The 24,273-nt window shown below is 56.0% G+C and carries 19 protein-coding genes; 13 read left to right on the top strand and 6 right to left on the bottom strand.

The genetic code is table 11. From position 1 onward, the window contains the following. The first annotated feature begins 158 nt into the window (after positions 1-158). From ABXH05_RS13890 to ABXH05_RS13915, 6 genes are all read left to right on the top strand, one after another. A complete protein-coding gene (locus tag ABXH05_RS13890) occupies positions 159-953 on the top strand; it encodes a pirin family protein (RefSeq protein WP_353561545.1) in 795 nt (264 codons plus the stop codon). A gap of 66 nt (positions 954-1,019) precedes the next feature. Further along, positions 1,020-1,643, top strand: a complete 624-nt coding sequence (locus ABXH05_RS13895; protein ID WP_353561547.1) for an isochorismatase family protein — start codon at positions 1,020-1,022, stop codon at positions 1,641-1,643. Between the two features lie 444 nt (positions 1,644-2,087). Further along, the gene (locus ABXH05_RS13900; protein WP_353561549.1) at positions 2,088-3,083 is read left to right on the top strand and encodes an AraC family transcriptional regulator; all 996 of its coding nucleotides are present in this window, start codon (positions 2,088-2,090) and stop codon (positions 3,081-3,083) included. Between the two features lie 242 nt (positions 3,084-3,325). Further along, on the top strand, positions 3,326-4,150 hold the full coding sequence (locus ABXH05_RS13905; protein ID WP_353561551.1) for an isochorismatase family protein: 825 nt from the start codon (positions 3,326-3,328) through the stop codon (positions 4,148-4,150). Between the two features lie 226 nt (positions 4,151-4,376). Continuing rightward, on the top strand, positions 4,377-4,862 hold the full coding sequence (locus ABXH05_RS13910; RefSeq protein ID WP_353561553.1) for a YHS domain-containing (seleno)protein: 486 nt from the start codon (positions 4,377-4,379) through the stop codon (positions 4,860-4,862). 391 nt (positions 4,863-5,253) lie between these two features. Further along, positions 5,254-6,897 carry a GAF domain-containing hybrid sensor histidine kinase/response regulator gene (locus tag ABXH05_RS13915; RefSeq protein WP_353561555.1) on the top strand — a complete coding sequence of 548 codons (1,644 nt, stop codon included), beginning with the start codon at positions 5,254-5,256 and terminating at the stop codon, positions 6,895-6,897. 342 nt (positions 6,898-7,239) lie between these two features. Here ABXH05_RS13915 and ABXH05_RS13920 read toward each other — a convergent pair whose 3' ends face one another. Beyond that, a complete protein-coding gene (locus tag ABXH05_RS13920; protein ID WP_353561557.1) occupies positions 7,240-9,567 on the bottom strand; it encodes a methyl-accepting chemotaxis protein in 2,328 nt (775 codons plus the stop codon). Between the two features lie 341 nt (positions 9,568-9,908). Between ABXH05_RS13920 and ABXH05_RS13925 the strand changes: the two genes are divergently transcribed. Both ABXH05_RS13925 and ABXH05_RS13930 read left to right on the top strand, forming a co-directional pair. Next, positions 9,909-10,133: a hypothetical protein gene (locus ABXH05_RS13925; protein WP_353561558.1), complete on the top strand. Its 225-nt coding sequence runs from the start codon at positions 9,909-9,911 to the stop codon at positions 10,131-10,133. A 64-nt stretch (positions 10,134-10,197) separates the two neighbouring features. Continuing rightward, positions 10,198-10,401: a hypothetical protein gene (locus ABXH05_RS13930; protein ID WP_353561560.1), complete on the top strand. Its 204-nt coding sequence runs from the start codon at positions 10,198-10,200 to the stop codon at positions 10,399-10,401. On the opposite strand, the gene ABXH05_RS13935 is transcribed toward ABXH05_RS13930, so the two are convergent. After that, positions 10,398-10,886: a MarR family winged helix-turn-helix transcriptional regulator gene (locus tag ABXH05_RS13935; RefSeq protein ID WP_353561562.1), complete on the bottom strand. Its 489-nt coding sequence runs from the start codon at positions 10,884-10,886 to the stop codon at positions 10,398-10,400. The two genes, ABXH05_RS13930 and ABXH05_RS13935, sit on opposite strands and share 4 nt — an antisense overlap. 494 nt (positions 10,887-11,380) lie before the next feature. Between ABXH05_RS13935 and ABXH05_RS13940 the strand changes: the two genes are divergently transcribed. The 4 genes from ABXH05_RS13940 to ABXH05_RS13955 all read left to right on the top strand — a co-directional run bounded on the left by ABXH05_RS13940 (position 11,381) and on the right by ABXH05_RS13955 (position 16,178). Next, positions 11,381-12,505: a response regulator gene (locus ABXH05_RS13940; protein WP_353561564.1), complete on the top strand. Its 1,125-nt coding sequence runs from the start codon at positions 11,381-11,383 to the stop codon at positions 12,503-12,505. Positions 12,506-12,605: 100 nt separating this feature from the next. Then, the gene (locus ABXH05_RS13945; protein ID WP_353561566.1) at positions 12,606-13,097 is read left to right on the top strand and encodes a response regulator; all 492 of its coding nucleotides are present in this window, start codon (positions 12,606-12,608) and stop codon (positions 13,095-13,097) included. A gap of 72 nt (positions 13,098-13,169) precedes the next feature. Then, positions 13,170-13,631, top strand: a complete 462-nt coding sequence (locus tag ABXH05_RS13950; RefSeq protein WP_353561568.1) for a BLUF domain-containing protein — start codon at positions 13,170-13,172, stop codon at positions 13,629-13,631. 177 nt (positions 13,632-13,808) lie between these two features. Beyond that, positions 13,809-16,178 carry a PAS domain-containing protein gene (locus ABXH05_RS13955; protein WP_353561570.1) on the top strand — a complete coding sequence of 790 codons (2,370 nt, stop codon included), beginning with the start codon at positions 13,809-13,811 and terminating at the stop codon, positions 16,176-16,178. A 335-nt stretch (positions 16,179-16,513) separates the two neighbouring features. Here the strand turns inward: ABXH05_RS13955 and ABXH05_RS13960 are convergent, their stop codons facing one another. Then, positions 16,514-19,375: an ATP-binding protein gene (locus tag ABXH05_RS13960; protein WP_353561572.1), complete on the bottom strand. Its 2,862-nt coding sequence runs from the start codon at positions 19,373-19,375 to the stop codon at positions 16,514-16,516. A 731-nt stretch (positions 19,376-20,106) separates the two neighbouring features. Next, positions 20,107-20,508: a globin domain-containing protein gene (locus ABXH05_RS13965; RefSeq protein WP_348139804.1), complete on the bottom strand. Its 402-nt coding sequence runs from the start codon at positions 20,506-20,508 to the stop codon at positions 20,107-20,109. 132 nt (positions 20,509-20,640) lie between these two features. On the opposite strand from ABXH05_RS13965, the gene ABXH05_RS13970 reads away from it, so the two are divergent. Then, positions 20,641-21,894 (top strand): CapA family protein, encoded by a 1,254-nt coding sequence (locus tag ABXH05_RS13970; protein ID WP_353561574.1) that lies wholly within the window; start codon positions 20,641-20,643, stop codon positions 21,892-21,894. Position 21,895: 1 nt separating this feature from the next. Here ABXH05_RS13970 and ABXH05_RS13975 read toward each other — a convergent pair whose 3' ends face one another. Beyond that, positions 21,896-23,389 (bottom strand): bifunctional 3-(3-hydroxy-phenyl)propionate/3-hydroxycinnamic acid hydroxylase, encoded by a 1,494-nt coding sequence (locus ABXH05_RS13975; RefSeq protein ID WP_353561576.1) that lies wholly within the window; start codon positions 23,387-23,389, stop codon positions 21,896-21,898. 9 nt (positions 23,390-23,398) lie between these two features. Beyond that, entirely contained in the window at positions 23,399-24,268 is an 870-nt protein-coding gene (locus ABXH05_RS13980) for a fumarylacetoacetate hydrolase family protein (RefSeq protein WP_353561578.1), read from the bottom strand. Between the last annotated feature and the right edge of the window lie 5 nt (positions 24,269-24,273).

Here is a 24,273-nt window from a genome sequence, read left to right on the forward strand (position 1 = left end):
TATATACAGAACGGTGAGTTCCAATATCAATGTATTCTCCGGATTTCGTCCCATCTATAGGTTCATATTTAGCACAGGAGGCGAATATGACCACACAACACAGATCTCAATCCCAGGCTCCCCGGGCCGCGATAACTGCGGTCCAACACGGAGAAAAAATGACCCGTGGCACGGGCTTCGAAGCGCTCAGCTTCATCCATCGTCAGCTTGATGGACTGATGGACCCGCTGATCATGGTCGATCATTTCACCATGACGGAGCCGACTTTCGGACCCCATGCCCATGCCGGGATATCGGCGGTGACTGTGCTCTTCGAGGACAGCACCGGCAGCTTCCGCAACAGGGACTCGCTCGGCAACGACATAGAGCTCGCCCGGGGCGATCTTTACTGGCTGAAGGCGGGGCGCGGCGCCGTGCATGACGAAGCGCCGACCCCCGGGTCGCGCACCCATGCCCTGCAGATATTCGTCAACCTGCCAGCAGCACAAAAGCTGGAGGCACCCAGTGCGCGCCATGTCGCCGCCACAGAGATGCCGGTAATCGAAGGTCTAGGCCATCGGGTGCGGGTGATGACCGGAAAAAGCAACGGCGTCACCGGCGCCACCCCGCCTGCTTTGCCCTTCACCATTCTTGATATCGCCCTGCAGGCGAACGGTCGCTTCACCCATCGTGCCGATCCCGGAGATGCCTCTTGGCTGCATGTCATCCGCGGTGAGATTGACGTCGAGATCAACGGAACTTGTCACCGGCTGAGCAGCGACACCGCGCTGGCCACCCACGGTGCCGAGGAGATCCGTGTGCTGAGTGCTGAGGGCGGCCAGGCCGTGTTGCTTGGCGGCATGCCTCTGCGCGAACCGTTCGTACAGAAGGGCCCGTTCGCGATGCGTGACGCCAGTCAATTGGCCGCGGTGATCGCGGCCCATGCAGCCGGCGAACTCGGCAGCATCGACTGATGCGGCTGCCCTTTCATTTGCGCCGAAACGCAAACCAACTGACTTCAGACAAAGAGGAAAAACCAAATGAGCTACGTCAATCCCGAACCCATGACCCAGGACAACACCGCGTTAATTCTTGTCGACCACCAGGTCGGCCTGATGACCGGTGTCCGCGACTATCCGATTGCCGAACTCAAGCACAATGTCGTCGGGCTGGCCAAGGCCGCCAAGGCCCTGGCTCTGCCGATCATCGCCACCACCACCTCGGCCGAGACGCTCTGGGGGCCTGCCTTTCCCGAGTTGGTGGAAGCCCTTCCCGACAACGAGCTAATCGACCGCACTTCGGTCAATGCCTGGGATGACCCGCGCGTGGCCGCAGCAATCAAGGTGACCGGGCGGCAGAACCTGATCTTCGCCGGTGTCTCGCTGGAAGTCTGCGCCGCCCTCCCGGCGATGACGGCGCAGCGCAAGGGCTACAACGCCTATGTGGCAATGGATGCATCGGGTACGTTCAACCAGACCAAGCGGGAGACCGGGCTTCTGCGCCTGTCGCAGGCCGGCGTGGTCGTTGCCGACGGGGCAAGCCTGATGGTCGAGATCCTCGCCGACAACGCCCGCCCGATAGCCGGTGAGGTCTACGGCGCGCTCGACATGGACTGGGCGATGCTGGTCGGACAAGTACGGGCCAGTGCCGCGATAGCCGACTGAGCTGTATCCATAGAAGGCTGATCCGGCTGGCCCTCCACATCGTGGACGTCGGATTGGGCAGTGAGATGGTTCAGGTGCCAGCGGCGTGTCGCCAAGAGACGTAAAGGACAAAGGTGTGGTCGGGGCACCGCCGGCACTCTATGAGGATCCTGACTTCCCGAAGATTGTTGAACAGCGCCACCTGCAGGCACTCGTCCCATAGTTTCCCGTTGAAGCTTTCATTGTGTCCATCTGCTCACGGCGAACCGGGCTCAATGAAAAAGGTCTTTACCCCGACCTTTGGCAATCTGTCTGGCACCGGCATGGCGCCAAACTCAGGGCCATTATCTGGTCGGTACATGAATTCGCTGACAAGCCACGATTTGGATCAAACCGTCTAGCACAGGCCCGGCTAAAGACTTACAATCCACTATGCCAAGCGTGACATTTGGATTTGGACGTGCCGTGGCTGAAGCGGCCGGGATGAAGCTGTCTGAGGACGGTGCGCTTCTCTGCAACGGGGAGGTCTTGCTTCGCGTTGCCCAAACGACCGATGGCCGGCTCAAAGATACGGACTATTTTGATCTTATTGATCTCGTACGCAGCAGAGTACCAGACGACTTCGTATTGGTAGAAGCCTTTGCAACGGCGATTGGCGTAGATCACATCGGAGCACTCGGCTTGGCAATGAAGACGGCGCCGACGCTGCGTGACTCACTTGGACGGATTGAACGTTATTTCAGGCTCGTCACGGACACAGCCACCTACCGGTTGGACGAGTCCGGTAATCCAGTTCTCCTGAGGTTTGAAGCTCGTACCGGCGAGCATCCGGCGCTTGACTTGCGGACCGAGTGCGCTCTTGCGAGCCTGGTTCGCAACATGGGCGCTTTCGTGGAAGGTGACCTAGTCCTTGAGCACGTGTCATTCCGCCATTCCCCGCGCACCAACCCTGATCGCTATGTCGCGACGTTCGGCTGTCCAGTCCGGTTCGATGCGGACAAGGATGCAATAGCAATGCAGCCGGCAACACTGTCTCTCCCAAACCGCTTAGGCGATGTGTCCATCTCAGAATTCTTAACGAACCACCTTGAGACTGAGATTGGGCCTCTGCGGGAAGACACGCCCATCAGGACGACGCTTATGCACCGTCTCAAGAGAGCCCTCAGCAGTGGTATTCCGCAAGCCGCAGATGTGGCACGTGACATGGGATTGAGTGAACGCACGCTTTATCGGCGTCTGTCAGACGAAGGAATTACCTTCCGCGAGGTCCTTGTGGAAGCGCAATCAACGCTGGCACAAGAGCTCCTGAGGGACAGCAACAGTTCGATTGCAGAGATTGCTTTTTTGACGGGGTTCTCAGAGCAAAGCTCTTTCACGAGGGCATTCAAGCGCTGGGCCGGACAGGCCCCGGCGCAGTTCAGACAACAGCCTCGCCCTGTCCCCGGCCCGCCGGGCCCATAGAAGCCTAAAAAACACCTGCGAAGATCTTGCGCTGGAAAGACCGCGCCGTTTGTGTGTGTTGCACTTGCGTGCCTGCGGAATGGCACGTTCTGTCAAAAGGCTGACACGAACTGTCAATACCCCACGACCCTCCGCATACAGAATAGGCCTGCGTCAAGACAACAGACCTGGCAATTCTCATTGTTTCAATCCCGCCAGACCTGCTTGCCGCATATGTCCAATACCTGCTGCGGGAGATACCCATGCGCCAAACAACCTTATCGACCAAAACACTTGTGAGTCTTCTTCTCCTCACAGCCTCCTCAATCGCCATTTGCACCATACCAGGGGCCGCACAGGGAGAAGATTTCAGCCGTGCTGCAACTGCCATCGAACCGCCGGTGAATGATGGACTGCCGATGCCGGGTTTCGATATTTCCAAGGGTGAGACCGCAATCGTCATTACGGATCCGCAGAACGACTTCCTTTCACCTGAAGGAGTAACCTGGGGCGTTGTGGGCGAGAGCATCACCGCAAACGGCACGGTCGAGAACCTCGAAGCTCTTTTTGCAGTGGCGGAAGAGACAGACATGCCAGTCTTCGTATCGCCCCATTACTACTTCGCACACGATCACAAATGGCACTTCGAGGGAACGCTTGAGACGCTCATGCACGGCATCGGTATGTTTGACCGGCCTCACGCCCTGACCCTTGAAGGTTTTGAAGGCTCCGGGGCCGATTGGCTCGATCGGTACAAGCGCTATATCAACAACGGCAAGACCGTCGTCACCAGCCCTCACAAAGTCTACGGTCCCGACAGCAATGACCTGGTGCTTCAACTTCGAAAAGCCGGCATCAACAAAGTCATCCTCGCCGGAATGTCATCCAACCTCTGCACTGAGTCCCACATGCGAAGTCTCATTGAGGCCGGGTTTGAGGTGATGGTGGTCACCGATGCGACCGCCGGTGCCATTACCGAGCACTACAACGGCTATGACGCATCACTGGTGAATTTCCGGATGATCGCCAGCGCGGTCGACAACACCGAAAACACAGTTGCGAGAATTCGGGCAGCCGACCGCGACTAAGCGAGACGCATGACCGAAATGGCCGTCCGCATCTCTCCTCCAATAGCTGCCTGCATATCCCCTAAGTGCAGTAGTTGTTCGATGCGGACGGCAGTTGGCGCCTGGCCGGAGCCCCCCCCAACCTCAGCCGCCCCGGCCAGGCGCTCTCTTACCGATAGGAAGCTGTTTATCAGCACTCCTGTTGGGTCAATACGAACCCAAATCAGGTCTCAGAAAGGACTTACAGATGAACATCAAACTGCACCTCGTCGCCGCGTCGGCTGCAATCGCACTAGCTATTCCCTCGGCCGCATACTCGGCTGACGAGTACAATGTCTCCACTGGTATCACCACCAGCGGCGTGCCGCTTGCCGTACACGGTATGGATACGGTTGTGCTTTCCAACCTGAACGCAGTTGCGCACGGCGATGCCGCGCATACCGTCGTAAATGACGGCGTGGCTTACTACTTTGCTTCGAAGAAATCCGCTGAACTCTTCGAAGCCACACCTGAGAAATACATGCCACAATATGGTGGGTTCTGTGCCTATGCGGTGGCGCTTGGCAAGAAGTTCGATGGTGACCCACGTTTTGCAGACATCGTGGATGGCAAGCTATTCCTTTTCGTCAACGCCGCCGTCTTCGAGAAATACAGTCAGGACAAGGCCCGCATCCTGAAGAATGCCGAAGAAACCTGGCCAGATATCCAACACACGCCAGTTGCGGACCTCTAACCCGGGACCCTGTTGAGTTTCCACCTTCCGCAGAACACCACAGCAGCCGGGCACTAGCCCGGCTGCCTTTTTGATACCTAGGAGCCAGCGATGGCGACTGCAACGGCACCTTTTTCGCTCGGGGCCTATCGATCAGACACCATTTCACGTCGCCCGTGATGTCCTTTGTCGCTAGCGATCTGTATGCGGAAAGAGTCAATCAACACTCAGCCGAAAGCTAGTGGATCAGGATCCCTTGGACAGCGCTCCTTGGCAGACATGATCCGTTCCCGGACGATGACCCGCGGGCAATCATAAACGATTTATTAATATTAGTTACTTACTCTTTTTTGATGCTCCGTGAGATCGGCAGCATGTCTTCACGGTCAATAGAGTCGGGCGATATACGGACATGACGCACGAACAAGAACAGGAAGTCCGGCGCCTCGAAGTGCTGCGGGACTTGGACATTCTTGATACCGAACCGGAACTCACATTCGACAGGATTACACGCTTCTGCGCGCGGAACTACCGGGCGCCGATCTCACTTGTTTCGCTCGTCGACGAAAAACGGCAATGGTTCAAATCCGCGGTTGGCCTTGATGCGAAAGAGACGCCGCGCGAGCAAGCTTTCTGCGCACACGCCATTCATCAGGACGATATCTTTTTCATTCCGGACGCAACTCAAGACCCACGGTTTGCCGACAATCCGCTGGTGACTGGTGCACCGCATATTCGGACCTATGTTGGTGCCCCCCTCATCGCGCGCGGCGATGTTAAGCTGGGGACGCTTTGCCTCATTTACGATGAAGTAACACCCATCTCTAATGAAACGATGGACGACCTGCGGGATCTTGCCTGCATCGTCGTGGATGAACTCGAACTCAGGCAGGCACTTACGATCGCGGAGCATGCCCGCCGGCATGCAGAACTTGCGGACAAGGCCAAGTCAGACTTTCTGGCGGTCATGAGCCACGAGATACGAACACCGCTCAACGGCGTCCTGGGCATGGCCGAAATGTTGAAATCCAGCAATTTGGCGCCGGATCAAGCTGAAATGGTCGAAACCATAGCAAGCGCTGGAGATGCCCTCTTGGACACGCTCAGCAAGTCGCTTGACCTTGCAAAGCTCGACAGCGGAACCATGAAAGTGATGTCACGTCCGTTCAAACCGGCTGGCCTGACAGCTGAGTGCATTGCCCTGTTCCAAGGGCGGGCGCAGCAAAAAGGCATCTCCCTTTCGATGCATTCGGATTTTGCAGACGGCACAATGGTTATAGGCGACGAGAAAAAGATCTCGCAGATACTTAACAACCTCATTTCGAACGCGATCAAATTCACCCACCTTGGCGGTGTGCGTGTTCACATTCGCCTTGCTGCAAAGTCCGAGCGCGAGGCGCAGCTCTTCCTGTCGGTCGAAGATACGGGAGTTGGTATGTCACGCTCTTTCCAGGAGAAGGTGTTCGAACCTTATACGCAGGAAGACGCAACAGGCGGCAGCGGCGCGCGAGGCACCGGGCTGGGCATGAGCATCTGCAATGACCTGTGCACCCTGATGGGCGGCACCATCGGCGTAGAAAGTGACAGCGGAAAGGGTTCGACGTTCTTGGTTGGGCTGCCCGTCGAGATAGCGACAGAGGTACAGGCCCCTTCTATGGTTCCTGACAATCAGCCCGGTGTGCTGCGCGAGGCAACCACAGCGCGGGTACTCGTCGTCGATGACAATGAAATCAACCGCCTGGTGATTGCCCGCATGCTAACCCATTTGGGGATCCAGTCGCATATCGTCTGCAATGGCCTGGAGGCTGTAGAAGCATGGCAGGCCAACCCATTTGATACCGTCTTGATGGATGTCCATATGCCCGTCATGGACGGGCCTACTGCGGCGAAGGAGATTCGCACATTGGCGGCATCACTCAGCACTGTGCCGCAGTTGCGGATCATCGCCGTCACGGCCGACGCGATGCCGGATCAGGTAACTGCGCTTTTGGCGCATGGGTTTGATGGACATCTCGAAAAACCCATACAGGTCAACAAACTGGCCGAAGTCTTTTAGAACTCAGGCGCGGCTTCAACACAGCGTTCTTATTCCCAGAGCCACGTCCGGCTCCGTCTCGCTGTGTTTCCTTGCCACCTGATAGATCCCTGCAGCCCTTAACCCGTCGACGCGACGGCTCATACGGCACCACGGTTCCCCACAGCAGCAAAAGATAAGCCGCCGGCCGATCCACGTGACAGGATCGACCGGCGGCTTTTTTGCGGCTGAACATTGATGGGCATCGGAAGCGTTACCGCTGACAGGAGGTTGACGCTCCCTAGTTCCACCCACTGTCCGACCGCAGAACCGTGTGTTGCCCCTGCTTCACTTGCATGAAGCAGGGGCTGGTTGTCCGTTGAGCTACGCTGCGCGCACTTCCACAAGGAACTCATCAACAGCCTTCTTCAGTACTTCAGACTGTTCCGAGAGACTTGAGGCTGCCTCGCTGAGCGATTGCGCGGCCGTGCCGTTCTCTTCGCTCACCTGCTTGACCTCGACGATGTTCTTGGAAATCTCGGCCGACCCGGCAGCGGCTTGCTGCACACTGCTCGAAATCTCGTTGGTGGCGGCGTTCTGCTCTTCCACCGCGGAGGCAATTGCCGTCGAGACTTCGCTCAGGCGACCATTGATTTCCTGAACACCGGTGATGCTGCGGACAGCGTCTCCGGTTATCTCCTGGAGTTGCTCAATATGTCCACGGATGTCATCCGTGGCTTTCGAGGTCTGCTCAGCAAGCGCCTTGACCTCATTTGCCACAACCGCAAAACCCTTACCCGCTTCACCGGCACGAGCAGACTCGATCGTGGCGTTTAGAGCGAGGAGATTGGTCTGAGACGCGATGTCAGTAATCAGACCGATGATTTCACCAATCTGCTCACTGGCCGCAGAAAGCGACTTAAGTGACTCCACCGACGTGTTGGTCTCTGTCACCGCAGAGTCGGCAACCTTCGACACTTCCACCACACGCTCCGAGATTTCACGGATAGAAGCTGTGAGCTCTTCTGTGGCGGTTGCAACAGTCTGTACATTGGTTGAGCTTTCTTCAGCCGCAGCGGCGGTTGCAGAAATGCGGTCAGCTGATGATTCCACACTGTTCAACAGCTGACTAGCGGTTGCCTCGGCCTCAGTCGACCCGGCAGCCACATTCTGGGCGATAGAGCCGACACTTGCTTCGAAGGATTCGGCCAGGCGAACCATGCCCGTTACGATGCTCCAAGAGAGCATGGGGCCGATATACTTGCCGTTGCGGTCCCTAATGGCAGAGACGCGCAGATCAAGCACTTCGTTGCCTAGCGAAATCTTCGCACGGTGCGGCAGGTTGTCGGGGTTTGAAAGAACCCGACGCTGCATTTCCGGCTGCTTGTGGAAGATATCGATTGACTGGCCGACGATGTCTTTGGGATCAATCGGCAGAAGCGCAGCTAGTGGTTTCAGGCTCTCAAAGGTTTGCTTGTTTGCGTAGGTAACCTTGAAGTCATCTTCGGGATCCGCTGTCATGATCGCAATTGGCGTTTCATCTACAACGTTCTTCAGGAAAAACGCTTCAGCAACCGGCTTCTGCAAGGCAACGACCGTTCGCATCATCGCGCCGATCTCATCTTTGCGATCAGTTCCAACGACAGCGAAGTCCGTTTCGCCATCCGCAAGCTTGCCCAAGTAGGTCACGGCATTAGTGACTGGCTTGGTAACCAACCGGGCGACGAAGAACGCCGCGACTGCACCAGTGGCCAATGCCAGGACGAGGACAAAAATTGTGGAAATTTCCGTGCTGACCACATGTTCTTCGGCCAGAGCGGATGCCTTGCTCTGATACTCCGAAATGGCACTGCGCTGCTCAGCAACAATTGCGCTGATTTCAGGTCCAACCACATCGAGGGTGGAAGAGTAGATTTCATTGCGTGTGGAAACAAAGGTCGCGGCTTCGGCAAATACCTTTCCGGCGTCAGCAACCTGGCCTGCGAGGACGGAGACCGGGCGTGCGGCACTGCTGCCGCGCACTTCGCGGCCCAGCTTCGAGAGCCCTTCTGAAGCCTTGCCGAATTCCGAGGAGGCCGTCTTGGCATCAGCGCTTTCACCCGTCCGCCGGAACCGCTCCTTGGCGGCAATGGCGCGGCTGAAATGCGACTGGGCGACAGAGGCTGTGATCAGGGCCTGGCTCTGGCCAGAGGCGCCCAGCTGCGTTTCGACCTCTTCGAAACCGGTCCATCCAGCGGCCACGTGGCCCGCAAGGTCAACCGTCATCAGCCTTGAGATGGTACCCTGTGATGTCACCACATTCTGAAAGCCAGCCTTGTAGGTTTCCGTCAGGCTAATGATTTGGTCGAGGCGCTTGAGATCGTCTGCTGCCGTGAAAGCTGCCTTGGCCTGGCCCTCAACTGCGACAAGCTCCTCTAGGCTTGCGATGGCCGTCTGGGCCTTTGCCACATCTGCGGTGTTTCGGAACTGATAGGCCGCCATGCGCGCCTTCAGAATATCTTCCTGGATAACCGAGATCAGGTCACTTTCATGAGCCGTATGGCGGAACTCATTGAAGTCATTTCCGATGCTCTGTGCGCCGAAGAACGCAAATCCGCCCATAAAGGCTGCCAGCAGTAAAACGGCGCCAAACCCGCCGTAAATTTTTGCAGAGAGGCCCAGCGTAAAACCGCCGTCCGCCGCTGTGCCAATGCTCTTAAATTTACCCAACATGGTATCCCCCATTAATCGGCATTCAAAAATAGAATGTGATTAAATATGAAGCGACTTACATAAAATTCGGTTAACGGGTTTTGGGCCGTTTGGGCAGCTGTCGCGGGCACAGAGCCGGTGACACGTTGAAACCAAAAAACCATGGTTTTGCCTAGCGTAAAGGATACAGACAGGCGGAAAGACCGCCAAACAGGCGACGCTCACCCAAAAAGACACCGGGCAACACACGTTCAATTAACGCGCTGTTAAGAACGCCGATCCTACAAATGTTATTGTCTAATATAATTAGCCGCAGCGGGCGCGAAAGCGCTTGGCGTCTTTGACACTTGAGGGGAACTGTCATGATAGATCAGGCCACCATTCAGACTCTGTTGGAAGAAGCGGATCGCGTTGCCGAAAAGGCGATTGCATTCGGACCCTGCGATGACATCAGGCCAGTGGATGTCCGCCATGCCCTTGACGACATCGTCAAGACCCTGCCCAACAAGTCGGAGCAGTTGGCGCTTCTCTCGCATATCTCGGAACTTGTCGCGTTCAGGCGGGCACTCAATAGGGCCACAGCCTGAGTGCTGTTGCACAGCGGTCACGCAAACGACCCGCGCTTTCTACCTGTTCGAGGAAAACTCTGTCATGTCTAACGTGGTACGTCTCAACCGGACGCATTCACCCGCCGTCCGCCCCACTGGTACCGATGCGGTGACTGATGCCGTCGTGCCGATGGAGCTTCTTCAACAGCTAAAGGTCCTGTCGAAGAGACTGGTCAACGAAATGGAAGCTCTGAGCGACGTCCTTGTCGAGGAACGCGATGCCGCGTCCAAAGACGACGCGTGCTAGTCAAACATTTCAGAGTCGGTCACGATGAGGGCTGTGAGCCCGGCTACCAAGCCATCAAACTGGTCCCGGTCAAGCGTCAACAGCAGTTCGGCCACTGATGCTGCGGGATCTGACTTGAGCAGTTTACGCCCAGCATCGGTGACAACAACCTCACAGCGGCGCCGATCTTCCGGGGGGCGTTCATAGGCCACCAGGTCCCGTTGCCGCAGGCGAGAGATAGTTTGCGATGCGCTTGAGGGAGACACTCGAAAAAACTCGGCGAATTCCCCAATCGTATTGCGGGCAGAAGCATCTGCAAAGAACCGCAGCGCCAACCATTGAGTACTGGTCAAGTCGGTGCCGTCACTCTTCTGAGCCAACAGCCGCGCTGCCACTTCCATAAGATCGACGGCCGCAAGCGCGGCACGGCGATCACGCACGGCCCGCGTTGATGCTTTGGTGTGCACACCGTTGCGGATCGTTCGTTCCGTACGGGCAACGTCCATATGAAGCACCCTCCAAATTCAGGTGAGCCGGAGTACCGACGACTGGCGCAGTTCCGGGTGGTCACACAAACCGGTATGCCCAAATTGGAAACAGAGCATGACCAAGTAACTTAACAAAGTGAACAATCTACTAACACATACTGTGCGGAGCTAGCGCCTAAATGACCGGGCCATTCTTTTTGCCCGGAGACACATCGCGTCTCCTGTAAATCCGTCCTCTGGAACACAGGTTAAGCGCGATTCTATATAATTGATACAACTTTTGATTGTATCGACGTGTAAGCGCTTCCCAAGACATAGGTCAACCCTTGCCACGAGCGTCAGACCAGCTACTCTGACTCAGAGTCATATTTTGGAACACCAGAAAACAGCCTAGGTGGAAGACACTAATTTGATGTCGTTTTGTTAATTCAATAATGTAATATTTTACATTAGAATCACTTCGTCGAGGGTCAATTGCTGGCTAGTAAGCCGGTAGCGCTAGGGACTTGAAGATGCCTACAGAAGCTACCCAGAGCATTGATGCCCTGTCTGATGCCCTGTCTGGACTCGGTTTCGACTTACGGACGCTGCTCAGTGAGCTGACCGTGGTGCTGAATAAAACCTATGTGGACGACACGATCAGCGCTCCTCCGCCAGACATCCGGCACAGGGTCGAAACTCTCTCAACCGAACTGGAACTGAAGGTCTGCGACCTGCTCGACCTGAGCACCATCGCGGCAAACAGCTTTGAACCGGAATGGGACGACCTATCATTGCAGGATCTGTCTGACCTGATCCTAGGCTCCATGCCAAGCACCATCCACGTTGATGCAGATCCAGTCTTGCTTAAGAACGGGAGCACCCGCGTTAGTATTGATGGACGACGCGTCAGCCGTGCTGTCGCCATGCTGACGGAGGACTTGTCCAGGCAGCATATGCCAGGCACGAGATACACACTTTCCTGGGCCGTCGACACTGTCCCGGACATGCTGCTGATGACCGTCACGCCAAATGAAGCGCCGGATGCGGTAGTGCCCGCCGAACCGAAAATTGATACTTCAGGGGCACTCCGCGGACTGGCCAACCTGCTTCTGGAAGGTATTGGCGGGAAGCACCATGATGGCCACGAGACCAGCGGCTCCTCGGGAGTTACCATTGAGATCCCGGTCAAGTCTTTAACGCGCTCACATGGCGAAGCACCGACGCACGATGCGAGTGATGCAGACGCGATACTGCATATCCTTATTGTCGACGACAACTCAGCCAACCGTCTGCTGCTTGAGCGCATGGTGACGGCGCTGGGGCATCAATCGGAAACTGCCAACGATGGCAATGCGGGTCTCAGCGCGTTCGGCAGGTCCAATTTTGACGTTGTCCTCATGGACATCATGATGCCGGTCATGGACGGTGTGGAATGCATGAAGCTTATGCGCCGACTGAACCGCGACACACCTGTGGTGGCGTGTACGGCCCACGCCATGCCTGGCGACAGTGATCGCTTTCTCGCTGAGGGGTTCGATGACTACCTCAGCAAGCCGATCGCCATGCCTCATCTGTCCAAGATTCTTGCCCGCTATGCGTCGAGCATGGATCGGGTGGCTCCTGATGGCCATGCCGGCCGCGAGTCCGACAACTAGTGCAACAGGCCGCCGCGAGGCCTACGGCTAATAATATTAGCGAATTATATAGATGTTCTGAATAGCCTTGTACCCGTCATAGACTAGGGGACTAAGGCAAATGGCAGGCGAAATTACCAGATCCAGCGTGCTGATTGTTGATGACAATCTTCACATGCTCCGCATTCATGAAGCGATACTCAGAGCCGCGCGGTGCAGAAGCGTTGTCGCTGTTCGTGACCCCGTTATGGGGCTAGAGCGGATGCGCCAGAATCCCTTCGATGCGATTATCGTTGATTTAAACATGGAACCCATCGATGGCATCGAGTTCATTGAGATGGTTCGCAAGGCTACCGACATCCAAACCACACAAATCCCGATCGTCGTCTGCTCGGGCCACTCAGAAATCTGGCGCATCAAGGCAGCGAGGGATGCCGGGTGCAATGAATTCGTTGCCAAGCCAGTTAGTGCTGAGAACCTGCTCAACAAACTGAATACGGCACTCTCCAAACCGCGGCATTTCGTGAGCGAGGCCAAGTACAAGGGACCGGACCGACGCCGGACCGGCCATACTGACCGCGAGGTCGACGAGCGTCGTGCCCAAGAGCACTGAGCAGGCTCCTTCAGCTACACACACAGTTGGTCATTGCGGAAACACCAAGCCACAGCTGGGGGAGCTGTAACGATGACGATGACCTTGTCCGGACCGGTACGGCGTCTTGTTTACACTTCCAAAGCCATGCCCGGTCTCGCAGAAGATGATCTGGCGGCCATCCTGGAGACATCCGATTTGCACAACACGGCAGCGGGTATCACCGGTGCGCTGGTATTCCACATGGGTTGTTTTGTGCAGGTGATAGAGGGTGCACCCTTGTCTATCGAAGCACTTATGGAATCCATCACCCATGATCGCCGTCACCGTGACATCGTGATCCAATGTGATGTGGCCGCGGACCGAAAACACTTTGACCGCTGGGTGATGTCGTTTGTCGGGATGACACAACGTAACAGCTCATCTGCTATCCTGGTGCGAGACGCAAATGCAACCCGATGCCTCGTGGAAGGCGAAAACATAGAATCGCTGGCTGGCCAGCTGGACGACCTGTTCCTCGCAACATACAGGGCAAGCCCTGCCGCCATTTCCTGAACTATTCAAACACCAACCCGACCGGCCTGATCCTTCTCTTAAAATTGCATCGTCATGGGTGCTCGTGCATTCGTCATTCACGCGATTGCATGTAACATATGCGTTAATGTGGAAGTAACTTAAAGACTCCACAGTTGGATATGCCTGGGCAGGGCGATCAATTAGGGGACGAAGGCCATGCAGCTTGATGCTGTAATCAGCAGCCTACCGTGGCACATGCGCGATGCGGTAATCATCGCCACCACAGAATCAATCGATCATCCTGGCCCTAGGGTCGTGTGGTGCAACGATGCCTTCACCGAAATGACCGGCTACAGCCGCGAGGAGATCGTCGGCAACTCGCCCCGAATTCTGCAGGGCGCGGATACCGACCTGGAAACAAAACATCGCATCCGCGATGCGCTTACCAATTGGTCCAGCATCCGCGAAGAAATCCGAAACTACAGGAAAGATGGGACAGAGTTCTGGGCCGAGCTCGACATTCGTCCGGTTGCGGATGAATCCGGCTGGTTCCACTACTGGGTGGCCATCCAGCGTGACGTCACCGTGCGTAAACGGCAGGAGCAGGAAATCACCCGCAGGATGGATCTGCTGGCAAAGGAAAAAGCCGAACTTGCCAAGCGAGAAGGTGATCTTCAGCTGCAGAGCCTTGTCGCGCGACACACCTCAGAAGCGGTTGTCATTACGGATGCTGATGGCAAGACTGTCTGGGTCAATGACAGCTTCACTGCGCTGTCAGGGTATGACATGTCCGACATGATAGGCCGTTCCCCCGGCGACGTATTGCAGGGGCCCAATACAGCCAGCTCCGACATCGAACAAATCCAGCATGGCCTTAACTCGAAGGAAAGCTTCTCTTTTCGAGCTCTGAACAACCGCAAAGACGGCAAGGAATATTGGGTTTCGGGTCGTATCTCCCCCGTGTTCAGTCGCTGCGGCACGCTCATCAACTATATTGGTGTGCAACGTGACATCTCTGAATTCGTGACCGTCAGCGAAGAGCGCCGCAGGTTGCTGCATCGCCTCAAGATCACCACGGAAGTAGCTGGCATCGGGATTTTCGAGCTCAATACCACAACTGGATCGCTTGACTGGGACGAAAACCAGATGACGATCTACGGGATGGACCCCAGCGAGTTCAGAGGGGTGGTGAACGACTGGCTCGACCATGTTCATCCAGATTCAGTTGAACTGGCAACTCACGTACTGGAGCAAACGATCGCGACTTGCCAACCCTTCGACCACGAGTTTCAGATTGTCCGGGGCGACGGAGAAGTGCGTTACATCCGCGCGTTTGGAACGGCCGAAAAACTGGAGAATGGCGACACCATAATGGTGGGGGCCAATCTGGACGTCACAGAACAAGCTCGAATGTTGCAGCGCGAATCCGAGGCGAACCGCCTCAAGAGCGAATTCATCGCGAATATGAGCCACGAAATCAGAACGCCGCTTAACGGCATGCTGGGCATGGCACAACTGCTCGAGCTTTCAGACTTAACCTCGGACCAGACTGAGATGCTGCGTATACTTGCGTCGTCAGGCCAATCTTTGTTGGCAATCATCAACGACGTTCTGGACCTTTCAAAGATCGAAGCAGGGATCGAGGAATGTATCCTTGAAACCTTCGCGCCTGAGGAGGCCATGGCAACTGCCGTAGCGTCCATCGAGTCAGCTGCAAAATTGAAGGGTCTGCGGATCATACATGAGGCCAAAGGCTGCATGGGACGAAGGATGGTGGCGGACCGAAAGAGGATAACCCAGGTCCTTACAAATTTGGTCGGCAATGCGGCCAAATTCACCAACCAAGGCGAGATCCGCATCACAGCAGATTTCGTTGCCGGCGCTGAAATCGAATTCAGGGTCACAGACAGCGGACCTGGGATTCCCAAGGGTCAACTAAACGAAATTTTCGAGCGTTTTTCACAGGTCGATGGGTCGGCCACACGTAGTCATGGCGGCACCGGTCTTGGCTTGGCCATCTCGAGAGAATTTGTGCAAAAGATGGGTGGCAAAATCGGCGTCGACAGCGTTGAAGGCAATGGCGCTACTTTCTGGTTTCGGGTCCCTGTTGAGGTCCGGACTGAGACAGCTCAGCGCAACCACTTATCAGAAACAGCACACGTGCCAGACGCCACAAATGCCACCCAGAAATATCGGGTGCTTCTTGTTGATGATGATGATGTCAGCGCCGACGTCATCGCGCGTGCGTTTGCACATCGGTCTGACCTTGCAGTGACCCGACTGAATCGCGGAGGGGACGTCATTCCTGAGCTTGAAAAGAGCTACTTTGACATCTTGCTGCTGGACATAAACATGCCAGGACTGTTGGGCACGGAAGTGATCGCTCAGGTGCGTGCAAGTAACGCTTGGTATGCGCACATACCAGCGGTTGCCTTGACTGCAAATGCGCTGACAGATCATACCCGACAATATCTGGCCGCCGGTTTTGATGAACACATTAGTAAACCGGTAGATCTACAGAACCTTCTGGTTGCAATCGAACGACTAACTTCTGAGACGTCGGTTGCCAAGATTGGCGCTCGTTGACGCGCCTACACTGCCAAAACCAGTCCTGCAGCTACATCTAAACGTTCAACCGCGCTGCTTGTGATGGACAAAACAACGGCAGTATCCGACCAATCGGTTGGCACGCCGCCATCACAAGTTGGTGGTGCGAGCAAAGTACCGTCTGCCCCGGACATGTCATGGCCATGAGCCGCTGGCGCCTTTGGCTGTCTCACGGCAGACTCGGCGTCCACGATTTGGAGTATCCCGCCTTATCAACCTCCCCTGCAGGTGATTCAAATGACCACCGAGGAGGTGGTCGCGTCGCCTGGGGCCAGTCAATGGGTCGAGTGGGAGGAGCAACAATCAAACGGCGATCAAACCGATAGCGCCTGTTCGGCTGGCGCAACACTTTCGTACTGACTTACGCATTTCAACAGGCGGGCCGGATTGATCGGTTTGGATACGTAGTCGGTCATACCAGCCTGAAGATATCGCTCGCTGTCACCAGCCATTGCATTTGCAGTCACTGCAATAATTGGAATATCGATCCCAAGAGCCCGAATTTCCCGCGTCGCGGAGATGCCATCTTGAACCGGCATATGCACATCCATCAACACTAGGTCGAAGTCACCTGACTTGATTGAGTCAACAGCTTCGCGACCATTTCCTACCAAGGTGATGTTATGGCCCGCTGCCTCCAATACGAGGTGAAGCAGGCGCTGATTGACCTGATTGTCTTCCGCAGCGAGTATTTTCAATGGACTGCGATCTGGATCAGGCACCGATTTTTCGGGCTTGGTCGCTGGCATGTCTTCTTTTTGAGCGGCAGCCACTTCGGTTGGCAAAGAAAACCAGAACTGGCTTCCCTGTCCTTCGACGCTCTCGGCTCCGATCGCACCGCCCATAGCTTCCACCAAATGCTTGCATATGGACAGGCCCAAGCCGGTGCCGCCGAAGCGTCTGGTTGTCGTGCTGTCAGCCTGAACAAACCGGTCAAACAGTTTAGGGACCGCGTCGCTGGAAATCCCGATGCCAGTGTCCGATACCTCAAACCTGATCGTCGGAATTTTATCATCAGATATGTAGTCCACGCGCATGCTGACTGATCCATTCTCGGTGAACTTGACCGCATTCCCGATGAGATTCAGCAATATCTGCCTGACACGAGTAGAATCGATAACAAGACACTCAGGCATGTCAGCGTCGCAGAGGACTTCAAAAGCCACACCCTTATCCATCAGGGGATCGCGAAAAAGTAACTCGACGTCGTGCAGTACATTTCTGACATCAGTCGGCAACAACTCGAGCGAGACCTTCCCTGACTCAAGCTTTGACAGATCAAGAATGTCGTTGAGCAAATCCAAAAGCGCATCGGCCGAGTACAAGGCTGTTTCTGCGTATTCGAGTTGACGTTCAGAAAGCGGCGTCTTGATCAACAAATTGAGCATACCGATTACACCATTCATGGGTGTGCGGATTTCATGGCTCATGTTTGCAAGGAACTGCGTCTTGGCGGCGTCGGCCCTGATTGCGCGTGCACGAGCGTTCTCCATGCTGACAATGGAAGTTCGCAGTGTAATTCCCATTGATAAGACCGAACTGATGCGCTGCAAAAACAGGGTATATGGCGCAAATATGCACTCGTGCGTTTCTGCCTGAATAAGGATCGCGCCAAGAATATGCCCACCATCAAGCACCGGTATGGTTACGGAGTCGGCCTGATTTTCCTGAAGTGACCCGCAGATTCTGTGGCAGTTTTCGGTTCGTTGATGTGGAGCATGTTTCGCGCAAATGTTCTGGTCCGGAGCAGAAACCAGATCGCGACCGACGTAGCTGGGAAAGCTGGGTTGGGAGGCGAATCCGCTAACGGCAGACGCCTGGAGTAGCATTCGATCAGGCTGTTGTTCTGCATCGCTCATATAGAGTCCGACTTTTACCTGACCCTTCAGCCAGGGGATCTTTCGGAGCAGCATGTCCGCGTAAGCAGCAAAATAGTCTTCGATATCGCTCTCCTGAAAAGCGAGCTCCAATAGACTGGTGATACAGGCTTCTTCAATGGCCATACGATCAGAGAGCGCGGTGCTTCTCTGCAACTCCAGTTCCTTCGATTCAAGTTCATGGACCTTGTCGGTGAGTTCCACACCGATCTGTTCAAGGGCTTCGGCTTTCTCTTCAACGGCTGCGCGCGACGCGATCCGATCCGTGACATCAAACCGGATTGAAACAAACTGGGCCGGCTCACCATCGGATGACCTGATGGGGACAATTGTTGTCTGCACCCAGTAGAAGTCACCGTTCTTGGCCCGATTGCAGATATCGCCATTCCAAATACGACCCGCTGCAAGCGATTGCCACATTTCAACGAAGAAAGCCTTGGAATGGGTCTGCGAATTGACCACACGATGATTGGCGCCGATCAATTCTTCCCGTGAGTAGCCCGATATCTGGCAAAAGGCGTCATTCGCATGGATTATCCTGCCTCGACGATCCGTCACAGAAACGATTGCAGCTTTCTCCACACCTTCTACATATTCAGCTAGCCCAGACACAGCCTCATCCCGGTCGACCAGGGCCGACTCAAGCTGCGCACGGATGGAAACAAGCTCAGTCTCGCGATCCTTCAGGGATTGTTGTGCCTTCAGGCTTGCAGTTAGTGCCGACTCTGCTTCGGTAAGACCTGTTTCCACCGTCTGTGTATGCTTACTGAGTTGGTTGGCGAAGGCGTAGGATACCAACAACGCTGCAATCGTCAGGACGATGAGCATTACGGCTTGTGCCAGCCTGACGGTTTCCGGGTCAAAAGGGTTTTGCTGCACCAGCCCGTGTGTTTCAGCGACAAAGAGGAGCAGAATCGACAGTGCGGACAATGCGCCATAAAGCATGGCAGTCCTTGGGCCCAGGAAGAACGCCGCGCAAAGTGGCGCAATCACAAAGACGGGAGCTAGACTACCGTCTGCACCCCCAGTCGCATATGAACCAGCGATACTGAGCACCAGCATGCCCGCCAGAAAGACATGAGCAAGCGGGCCAATGTTCTGGCTTATTCGGGCGCGTACACCTAAACCCACAAACAGCAACCCAACCACTATGGCCATTATGATGCCAAGCCTTGCCGTCCCGTGCAGCGAGTAAGCCACAGCTGCTTGAAATAGTATGAGACCTGCAAAGCCAAAGCATGCGGTCACAAATGCGCGCTGCAACGTCTTTGACTGCTTTGTCTTCTGATCAGACACCATGACCAAATACCCACGTGATTGAGACGCAGATTTGTAATACATATTAGTGAATAAACTATTTGTACGCTGATCTTCGATCAGAGCCGCTGGCGCGCTGGATGACGCAATCGCCTATTGTGTAGCCATGCCAGCAGTGCGGTTGTTAGGCTCATCTGCCTTCAAGACATTTCAACCTTGAGTAGTCAAAATCTGCATTCCGGGGGTTAGTTCACGGGCAAACCTGCTAAACACGAGTAATTCACCTCTCTGAACAGCATTTTTGCCACTGCCTTTGTCGGCCTGTCCCAGGTTTGCCACTGTCTACTTACCTTTTGGCGGGTAATGCACGTTCGTAGGGGCACACGGATTGGCCGGGGGATTGGCCGGAGGATTGGCGTGAGCAAATACGCATACGAGAGCGCTTGAGTGCATAGGTCGCCCTGCTGCTTTTTGATGGTTATCTCAGGCCACTTCCTTCCGACAACACGGCACACCGGCGGACAACTGACTTCGCCGCGCAGTCAATCGCACACAAACCCTTACCGCGTTCCAGTCGGTCGCATGTTCTTCGAGGGAACCACGCACCCTGAAGAACCACTACACTCATTCCAAACCTGAAGAATGGTATCCCTGATTGCCATGTCGCAGAGGATTTGAGCTGGCAGGACGGCGTTTACAGCCAAGACCTTTTTCAATTTCCAGGTTCGCCGAAAATATGCGGGGCATGTCTGCAGCTGCAAAAAGCGGGTCGATCAGGCCGCCTTGGCGTGGACGCTGGCCAGTTCATTCAGCAGGCCATCCCACGCGCTTTGCATGTCTGGCGTCCAGTCGTCACCGATCAGATCCTTGAAGGTGTCCTGGATCGTCTTGAAGAAGCTGATGAACAAGTCGGACTCGACGCCATATTCAGTGTGACGCTGGCATTCAGACGGGATGACACTGCTGCACAGGACGCCTTCTCCGGCAATGTCGAATATGCAGTCAAAGCACTGCTGCAGCATGGAGCCACGCACACCGGCGTCAGCATCCATAAAGAACATCTCTTCAAGGTCAGGCCGTTCCTTGAACAGGCGTTCGTAAACCAGCGGTGCCGGGTCGCCAGCTTTTTCTACAACCAGTTCCAGTGTCTGCGTGATGACGTCACTTTTCGTCATGGTCGATTCCTCGTCGCTCTTAGCCCGCCCCAGCCTACACCACCCTTTGGGTACTACGCCAAGAAACGCTTTGCTGGCGGATGATGTGGAAACCAGCAAGACTGGTCACGGAAAACGGGGAGGACAGATCAGGTGATCGACATACGCATCGTAACCAACGCGGCCAGAACTGCGTTGTTGTCGCTGTTTTTTCTGCATCCAGGCGCACCGGCATTTGGCGCAGAGGACCTGATTGAAATCGTTGTCGTGGGCGACACCGGCTTCAATGGTGCAGGCGCAAAAGTGTCCGCCCAAGGGGGATACAAGCACGGTCGGCGCTTACTCATTGACGACGCGATTGCCGGCATCCGACATGAACTGCCCGCCGATATTTCCCTGGCCAATCTGGAAACGGCCGTGACTGCAAACAATGCCATTGGCGGGACGTCAAAACGGTTTTCATTCCGCACCCACCCGGACGCAATCAAAGGATTTTTGGCGGCCGGACTGAACGCATTTTCCCTCGCCAACAATCATGCACTGGACTACCGGCAGGCTGGTGCAGGTGACACGCTGCGTCACCTGAATGATCTGCGACCCGCGGGCCTGCTTGCCTATCCCGGGCTGGGACGGTCTCGTGCGGACGCAGTTGCACCACATATGGTGGACATTCACGGAACTGCCGTCGCGCTGTCATCAATCGGCATTGGCGGCTGGGGCGTCGTGGCGCCTCCTGGCAAGGCTGGCATGCTTCAGTACCCGGATGATTTTGAATTCGTTCAAGATGCGCTTCGGGAGACACCCGCCGATATCAGAATTCTCTCCGTTCACTACGGCAAGGAGTTTCAGCCGGAGACGCCACGGTCAACGCGTCGGCAGTTTCGGCAGGCCATTGCCAATGAGGGCTTCTCTCTCATTGCCGGACATCACAAGCATGTGGCCAACGGCATTGAGCTGATTGAAACCGCGTCGGGGCAATCCGGGTTGATCTTTTACGGGCTGGGGAATTTTCTGCATCTCGGCATGCAGAACATGGGTCGACACGACCTATGCCACGATTTTGGCCTGCTTGGTCGGATCACGCTCAAGAAGCAGGATGATGGGACGCTCAGTCTTGTATCCGTGCGGGTGGTGCCCCTCACCGACATGCACATTGCGACAAAACCACAGCCGCCTGAGAAAGCGATGACACGTATTCACGTCATCAACCATCTTTCGGGTCAGTTGACCGATGCGGATGCAGGCGCACAGGGCCTGGCATTTACACCACAACCTGACGGCTCAGGATTATGGTGCAATCCTGCCGATACGTCGGGTCACTGCGATGCAGGTGACCCCGCTCCACCGCCCTCAAATGCCCTTGCAAACAAGATCACAAAGGCCTGCAGTCGGGTCCTTCGGAGATAGTCTAGGCTGCGACACCATTCCCGGTTTCGAGATATCGGACATAGGAGGCCAACAGTTCATTGGCTTTGCCGGTTCCAAAAATGATCTTGTCGGGTCGGGCGAGAAGCGCGTCTGCGTCAGCGAGCTGCTCGGCAAGCAGGCCGTCTGGATCATGCAGAGCTCCTTCGCCTTCAAGCCACGCTACATGCAGTCCGGGCACTTTGCTTGCGCCCGCGTCATCTGGAGCGTCTTCCTTTGATCGCACAATCAGGATTGGCTGATAGACCGCTGCTGCATCCAGGCCTGGGTCTTTTGCAAGCGGCAGGCCTGCATTGAGGGTTTCTGCGCCGCCGGACTCTACCGGTGGCAATCCGGGCATGCCGGAAATGCGGTCCTCGCGCGGACCCGCGCACATCTCTGCGTCGCGTGCGCGCGCAATTTCAGGATCATGGGTGCAGACCACCTGCCCCATGCCGATGGCTGTCTCGGTAATGAAACGGATCTGCGGCTCGCGTTCCGGCTGCACCGTGTCGAGCAGTGCGTCCGACGCATGACCTGACAGGATCGCGTCCAGTTTCCAGGCCAGATTGGCGGCATCCCGGACACCAGAACACAGGCCCTGCCCCATGAACGGAGGCATCTGATGAGCTGCATCCCCGGCAATCAGCACCCGGCCGTCGCGCCACCGCTCAGCAAACACACCATGGAATGTGTAGACGGCGCTGCGCTCCACCTCGATATCGGCCATGGTGACGCCATCGGGGAGCTGAGGTGCAATGAGGCTTTCCAGCTTCTCTGGCGCAGTCATGTCCTGGTCGACTTCATCATGGAGCAGCATAAATTCCCAGCGATGCCGCCCATGGCCGATGGGAATGGAAGTGACGGGGCGCTGGGGATCGCAAATCTGACGACTGGCCTTGTGCAGCACGTCCATGCCCTCCTTCAGGAGCACATCGACCACCACCCATGGCTCATTGAAGTCCAGATCGTCCATTCCGATTCCGGCCTGCCGGCGCACGAGCGACCGGCCACCGTCGCACCCGACGAGGTACTTCGTCTCAACGGGATTTTGCGGGTCATCGGAAAATGTGACGCGGACACCATCTGATCCGCTGTCGTCGTAGGACACAAACTCCACCCCAAGACGGACTTCGACATTCGGGTGGCGGGCAACATCGGCACGGATGGCTTTTTCCAACGTTGGCTGATGAAAAATGCTGCTCCATGGGTAGCCCGTCGGGGCCAGTTCCAGCGGCGGCACAAACCCCATCAACAGGTCACCGTCGGCTGTTTCAAAGTCGTAGCTGGCGGTCGGGCGACTGATCGCCATGACCGCCTCATCCGCATTGACCAGGCTGATCAGACGGAAGACCTCATGATCCATGTGCACCGCGCGCGGCAGTGGGTAGATGCTCGTATCGCGCTCAACGACAAGAACCTTTCGGCCCTTTGCGCCAAGCAGTGCTGCGAGCATGGCCCCAACCGGGCCGTACCCGACGATTGTGACGTCGTACATGGCAGCCCCCTACCCGATGAAGGTTTTTGTATCTTCGGCCACCAGGGTGTTGGTGATCGATCCAAGTTTTTCGATTTCTATGGTGACCTTGTCGCCGACCTTCATGAACCGGGGTGGCTTCATGGCAATGCCGACGCCACCGGGTGTACCGGTGAAGATGATGTCGCCGGGCTCCAGGGTCATGACCTGTGTCAGCTGAGCGATCTGGTCGAAGCAGTCATAGATCAGATGCTGGGTGTTGGAGCTTTGCATCTCTTCACCGTTGACGAGACACTTGATGTCGAGGTCGTGGGGATCACCCACTTCATCAGATGTTGTGAGCCATGGGCCGATGGGGCCATGGGTGTCAAAGCTCTTGCCGATGGTGAATTGCGGTGAGTGGAACTGCCAGTCACGCACGGAGATGTCATTGCCACAGCAATACCCAGCAACGATCTCATGGGCACGGTCGCGTGGGACATTGCGCGCGCGCTTGCCGACGACCAGAACGAGTTCAGCTTCCCAGTCGACCATGTCTGACACGGCGGGCTTGAGAACGTCAGCACCCTCGCCGACGCAGCCTGTGGGTGACTTGGTGAACCAGATCTGGTTTTCCGGTGTGTCGAGGCCTGACTCTTTCACATGGTCGCCGTAATTGAGGCCGATGGCCATGACCTTGCCGGGCTTCATGATCGGGGCTTCGAGGGTCACATCACTCAGCGCGATTGCGTCGGCCGAGTCGGCCTTCTGCGCTGCGGCCATGGCCGCGTCACCGGCGGCAAGAAAACTGATCATGTCGGTTGGCAGTGACGGATCGGCCTTGGACAGATCAATGATCTTGTCGTCTACGACTTTGCCGATGCGTGTTGTTCCACCATGGGTGAATGTTGCGAGCTTCATGCTGC

The organism is Pyruvatibacter sp. HU-CL02332 (assembly GCF_040362765.1).
Lineage (GTDB): Bacteria > Pseudomonadota > Alphaproteobacteria > CGMCC-115125 > CGMCC-115125 > Pyruvatibacter.

What these genes read in the sequence shown, in the direction of transcription:
- ABXH05_RS13955 (WP_353561570.1), top strand. Translation starts at nt 13,809, where the DNA reads ATGCAGCTTGATGCTGTAATCAGCAGCCTACCGTGGCACATGCGCGAT.
- ABXH05_RS13945 (WP_353561566.1), top strand. Translation starts at nt 12,606, where the DNA reads ATGGCAGGCGAAATTACCAGATCCAGCGTGCTGATTGTTGATGACAAT.
- ABXH05_RS13890 (WP_353561545.1), top strand. Translation starts at nt 159, where the DNA reads ATGACCCGTGGCACGGGCTTCGAAGCGCTCAGCTTCATCCATCGTCAG.
- ABXH05_RS13925 (WP_353561558.1), top strand. Translation starts at nt 9,909, where the DNA reads ATGATAGATCAGGCCACCATTCAGACTCTGTTGGAAGAAGCGGATCGC.
- ABXH05_RS13915 (WP_353561555.1), top strand. Translation starts at nt 5,254, where the DNA reads ATGACGCACGAACAAGAACAGGAAGTCCGGCGCCTCGAAGTGCTGCGG.
- ABXH05_RS13910 (WP_353561553.1), top strand. Translation starts at nt 4,377, where the DNA reads ATGAACATCAAACTGCACCTCGTCGCCGCGTCGGCTGCAATCGCACTA.
- ABXH05_RS13965 (WP_348139804.1), bottom strand. Translation starts at nt 20,508, where the DNA reads ATGACGAAAAGTGACGTCATCACGCAGACACTGGAACTGGTTGTAGAA.
- ABXH05_RS13895 (WP_353561547.1), top strand. Translation starts at nt 1,020, where the DNA reads ATGAGCTACGTCAATCCCGAACCCATGACCCAGGACAACACCGCGTTA.
- ABXH05_RS13920 (WP_353561557.1), bottom strand. Translation starts at nt 9,567, where the DNA reads ATGTTGGGTAAATTTAAGAGCATTGGCACAGCGGCGGACGGCGGTTTT.
- ABXH05_RS13940 (WP_353561564.1), top strand. Translation starts at nt 11,381, where the DNA reads ATGCCTACAGAAGCTACCCAGAGCATTGATGCCCTGTCTGATGCCCTG.
- ABXH05_RS13905 (WP_353561551.1), top strand. Translation starts at nt 3,326, where the DNA reads ATGCGCCAAACAACCTTATCGACCAAAACACTTGTGAGTCTTCTTCTC.
- ABXH05_RS13930 (WP_353561560.1), top strand. Translation starts at nt 10,198, where the DNA reads ATGTCTAACGTGGTACGTCTCAACCGGACGCATTCACCCGCCGTCCGC.
- ABXH05_RS13975 (WP_353561576.1), bottom strand. Translation starts at nt 23,389, where the DNA reads ATGTACGACGTCACAATCGTCGGGTACGGCCCGGTTGGGGCCATGCTC.
- ABXH05_RS13935 (WP_353561562.1), bottom strand. Translation starts at nt 10,886, where the DNA reads ATGGACGTTGCCCGTACGGAACGAACGATCCGCAACGGTGTGCACACC.
- ABXH05_RS13960 (WP_353561572.1), bottom strand. Translation starts at nt 19,375, where the DNA reads ATGGTGTCTGATCAGAAGACAAAGCAGTCAAAGACGTTGCAGCGCGCA.
- ABXH05_RS13950 (WP_353561568.1), top strand. Translation starts at nt 13,170, where the DNA reads ATGACGATGACCTTGTCCGGACCGGTACGGCGTCTTGTTTACACTTCC.
- ABXH05_RS13980 (WP_353561578.1), bottom strand. Translation starts at nt 24,268, where the DNA reads ATGAAGCTCGCAACATTCACCCATGGTGGAACAACACGCATCGGCAAA.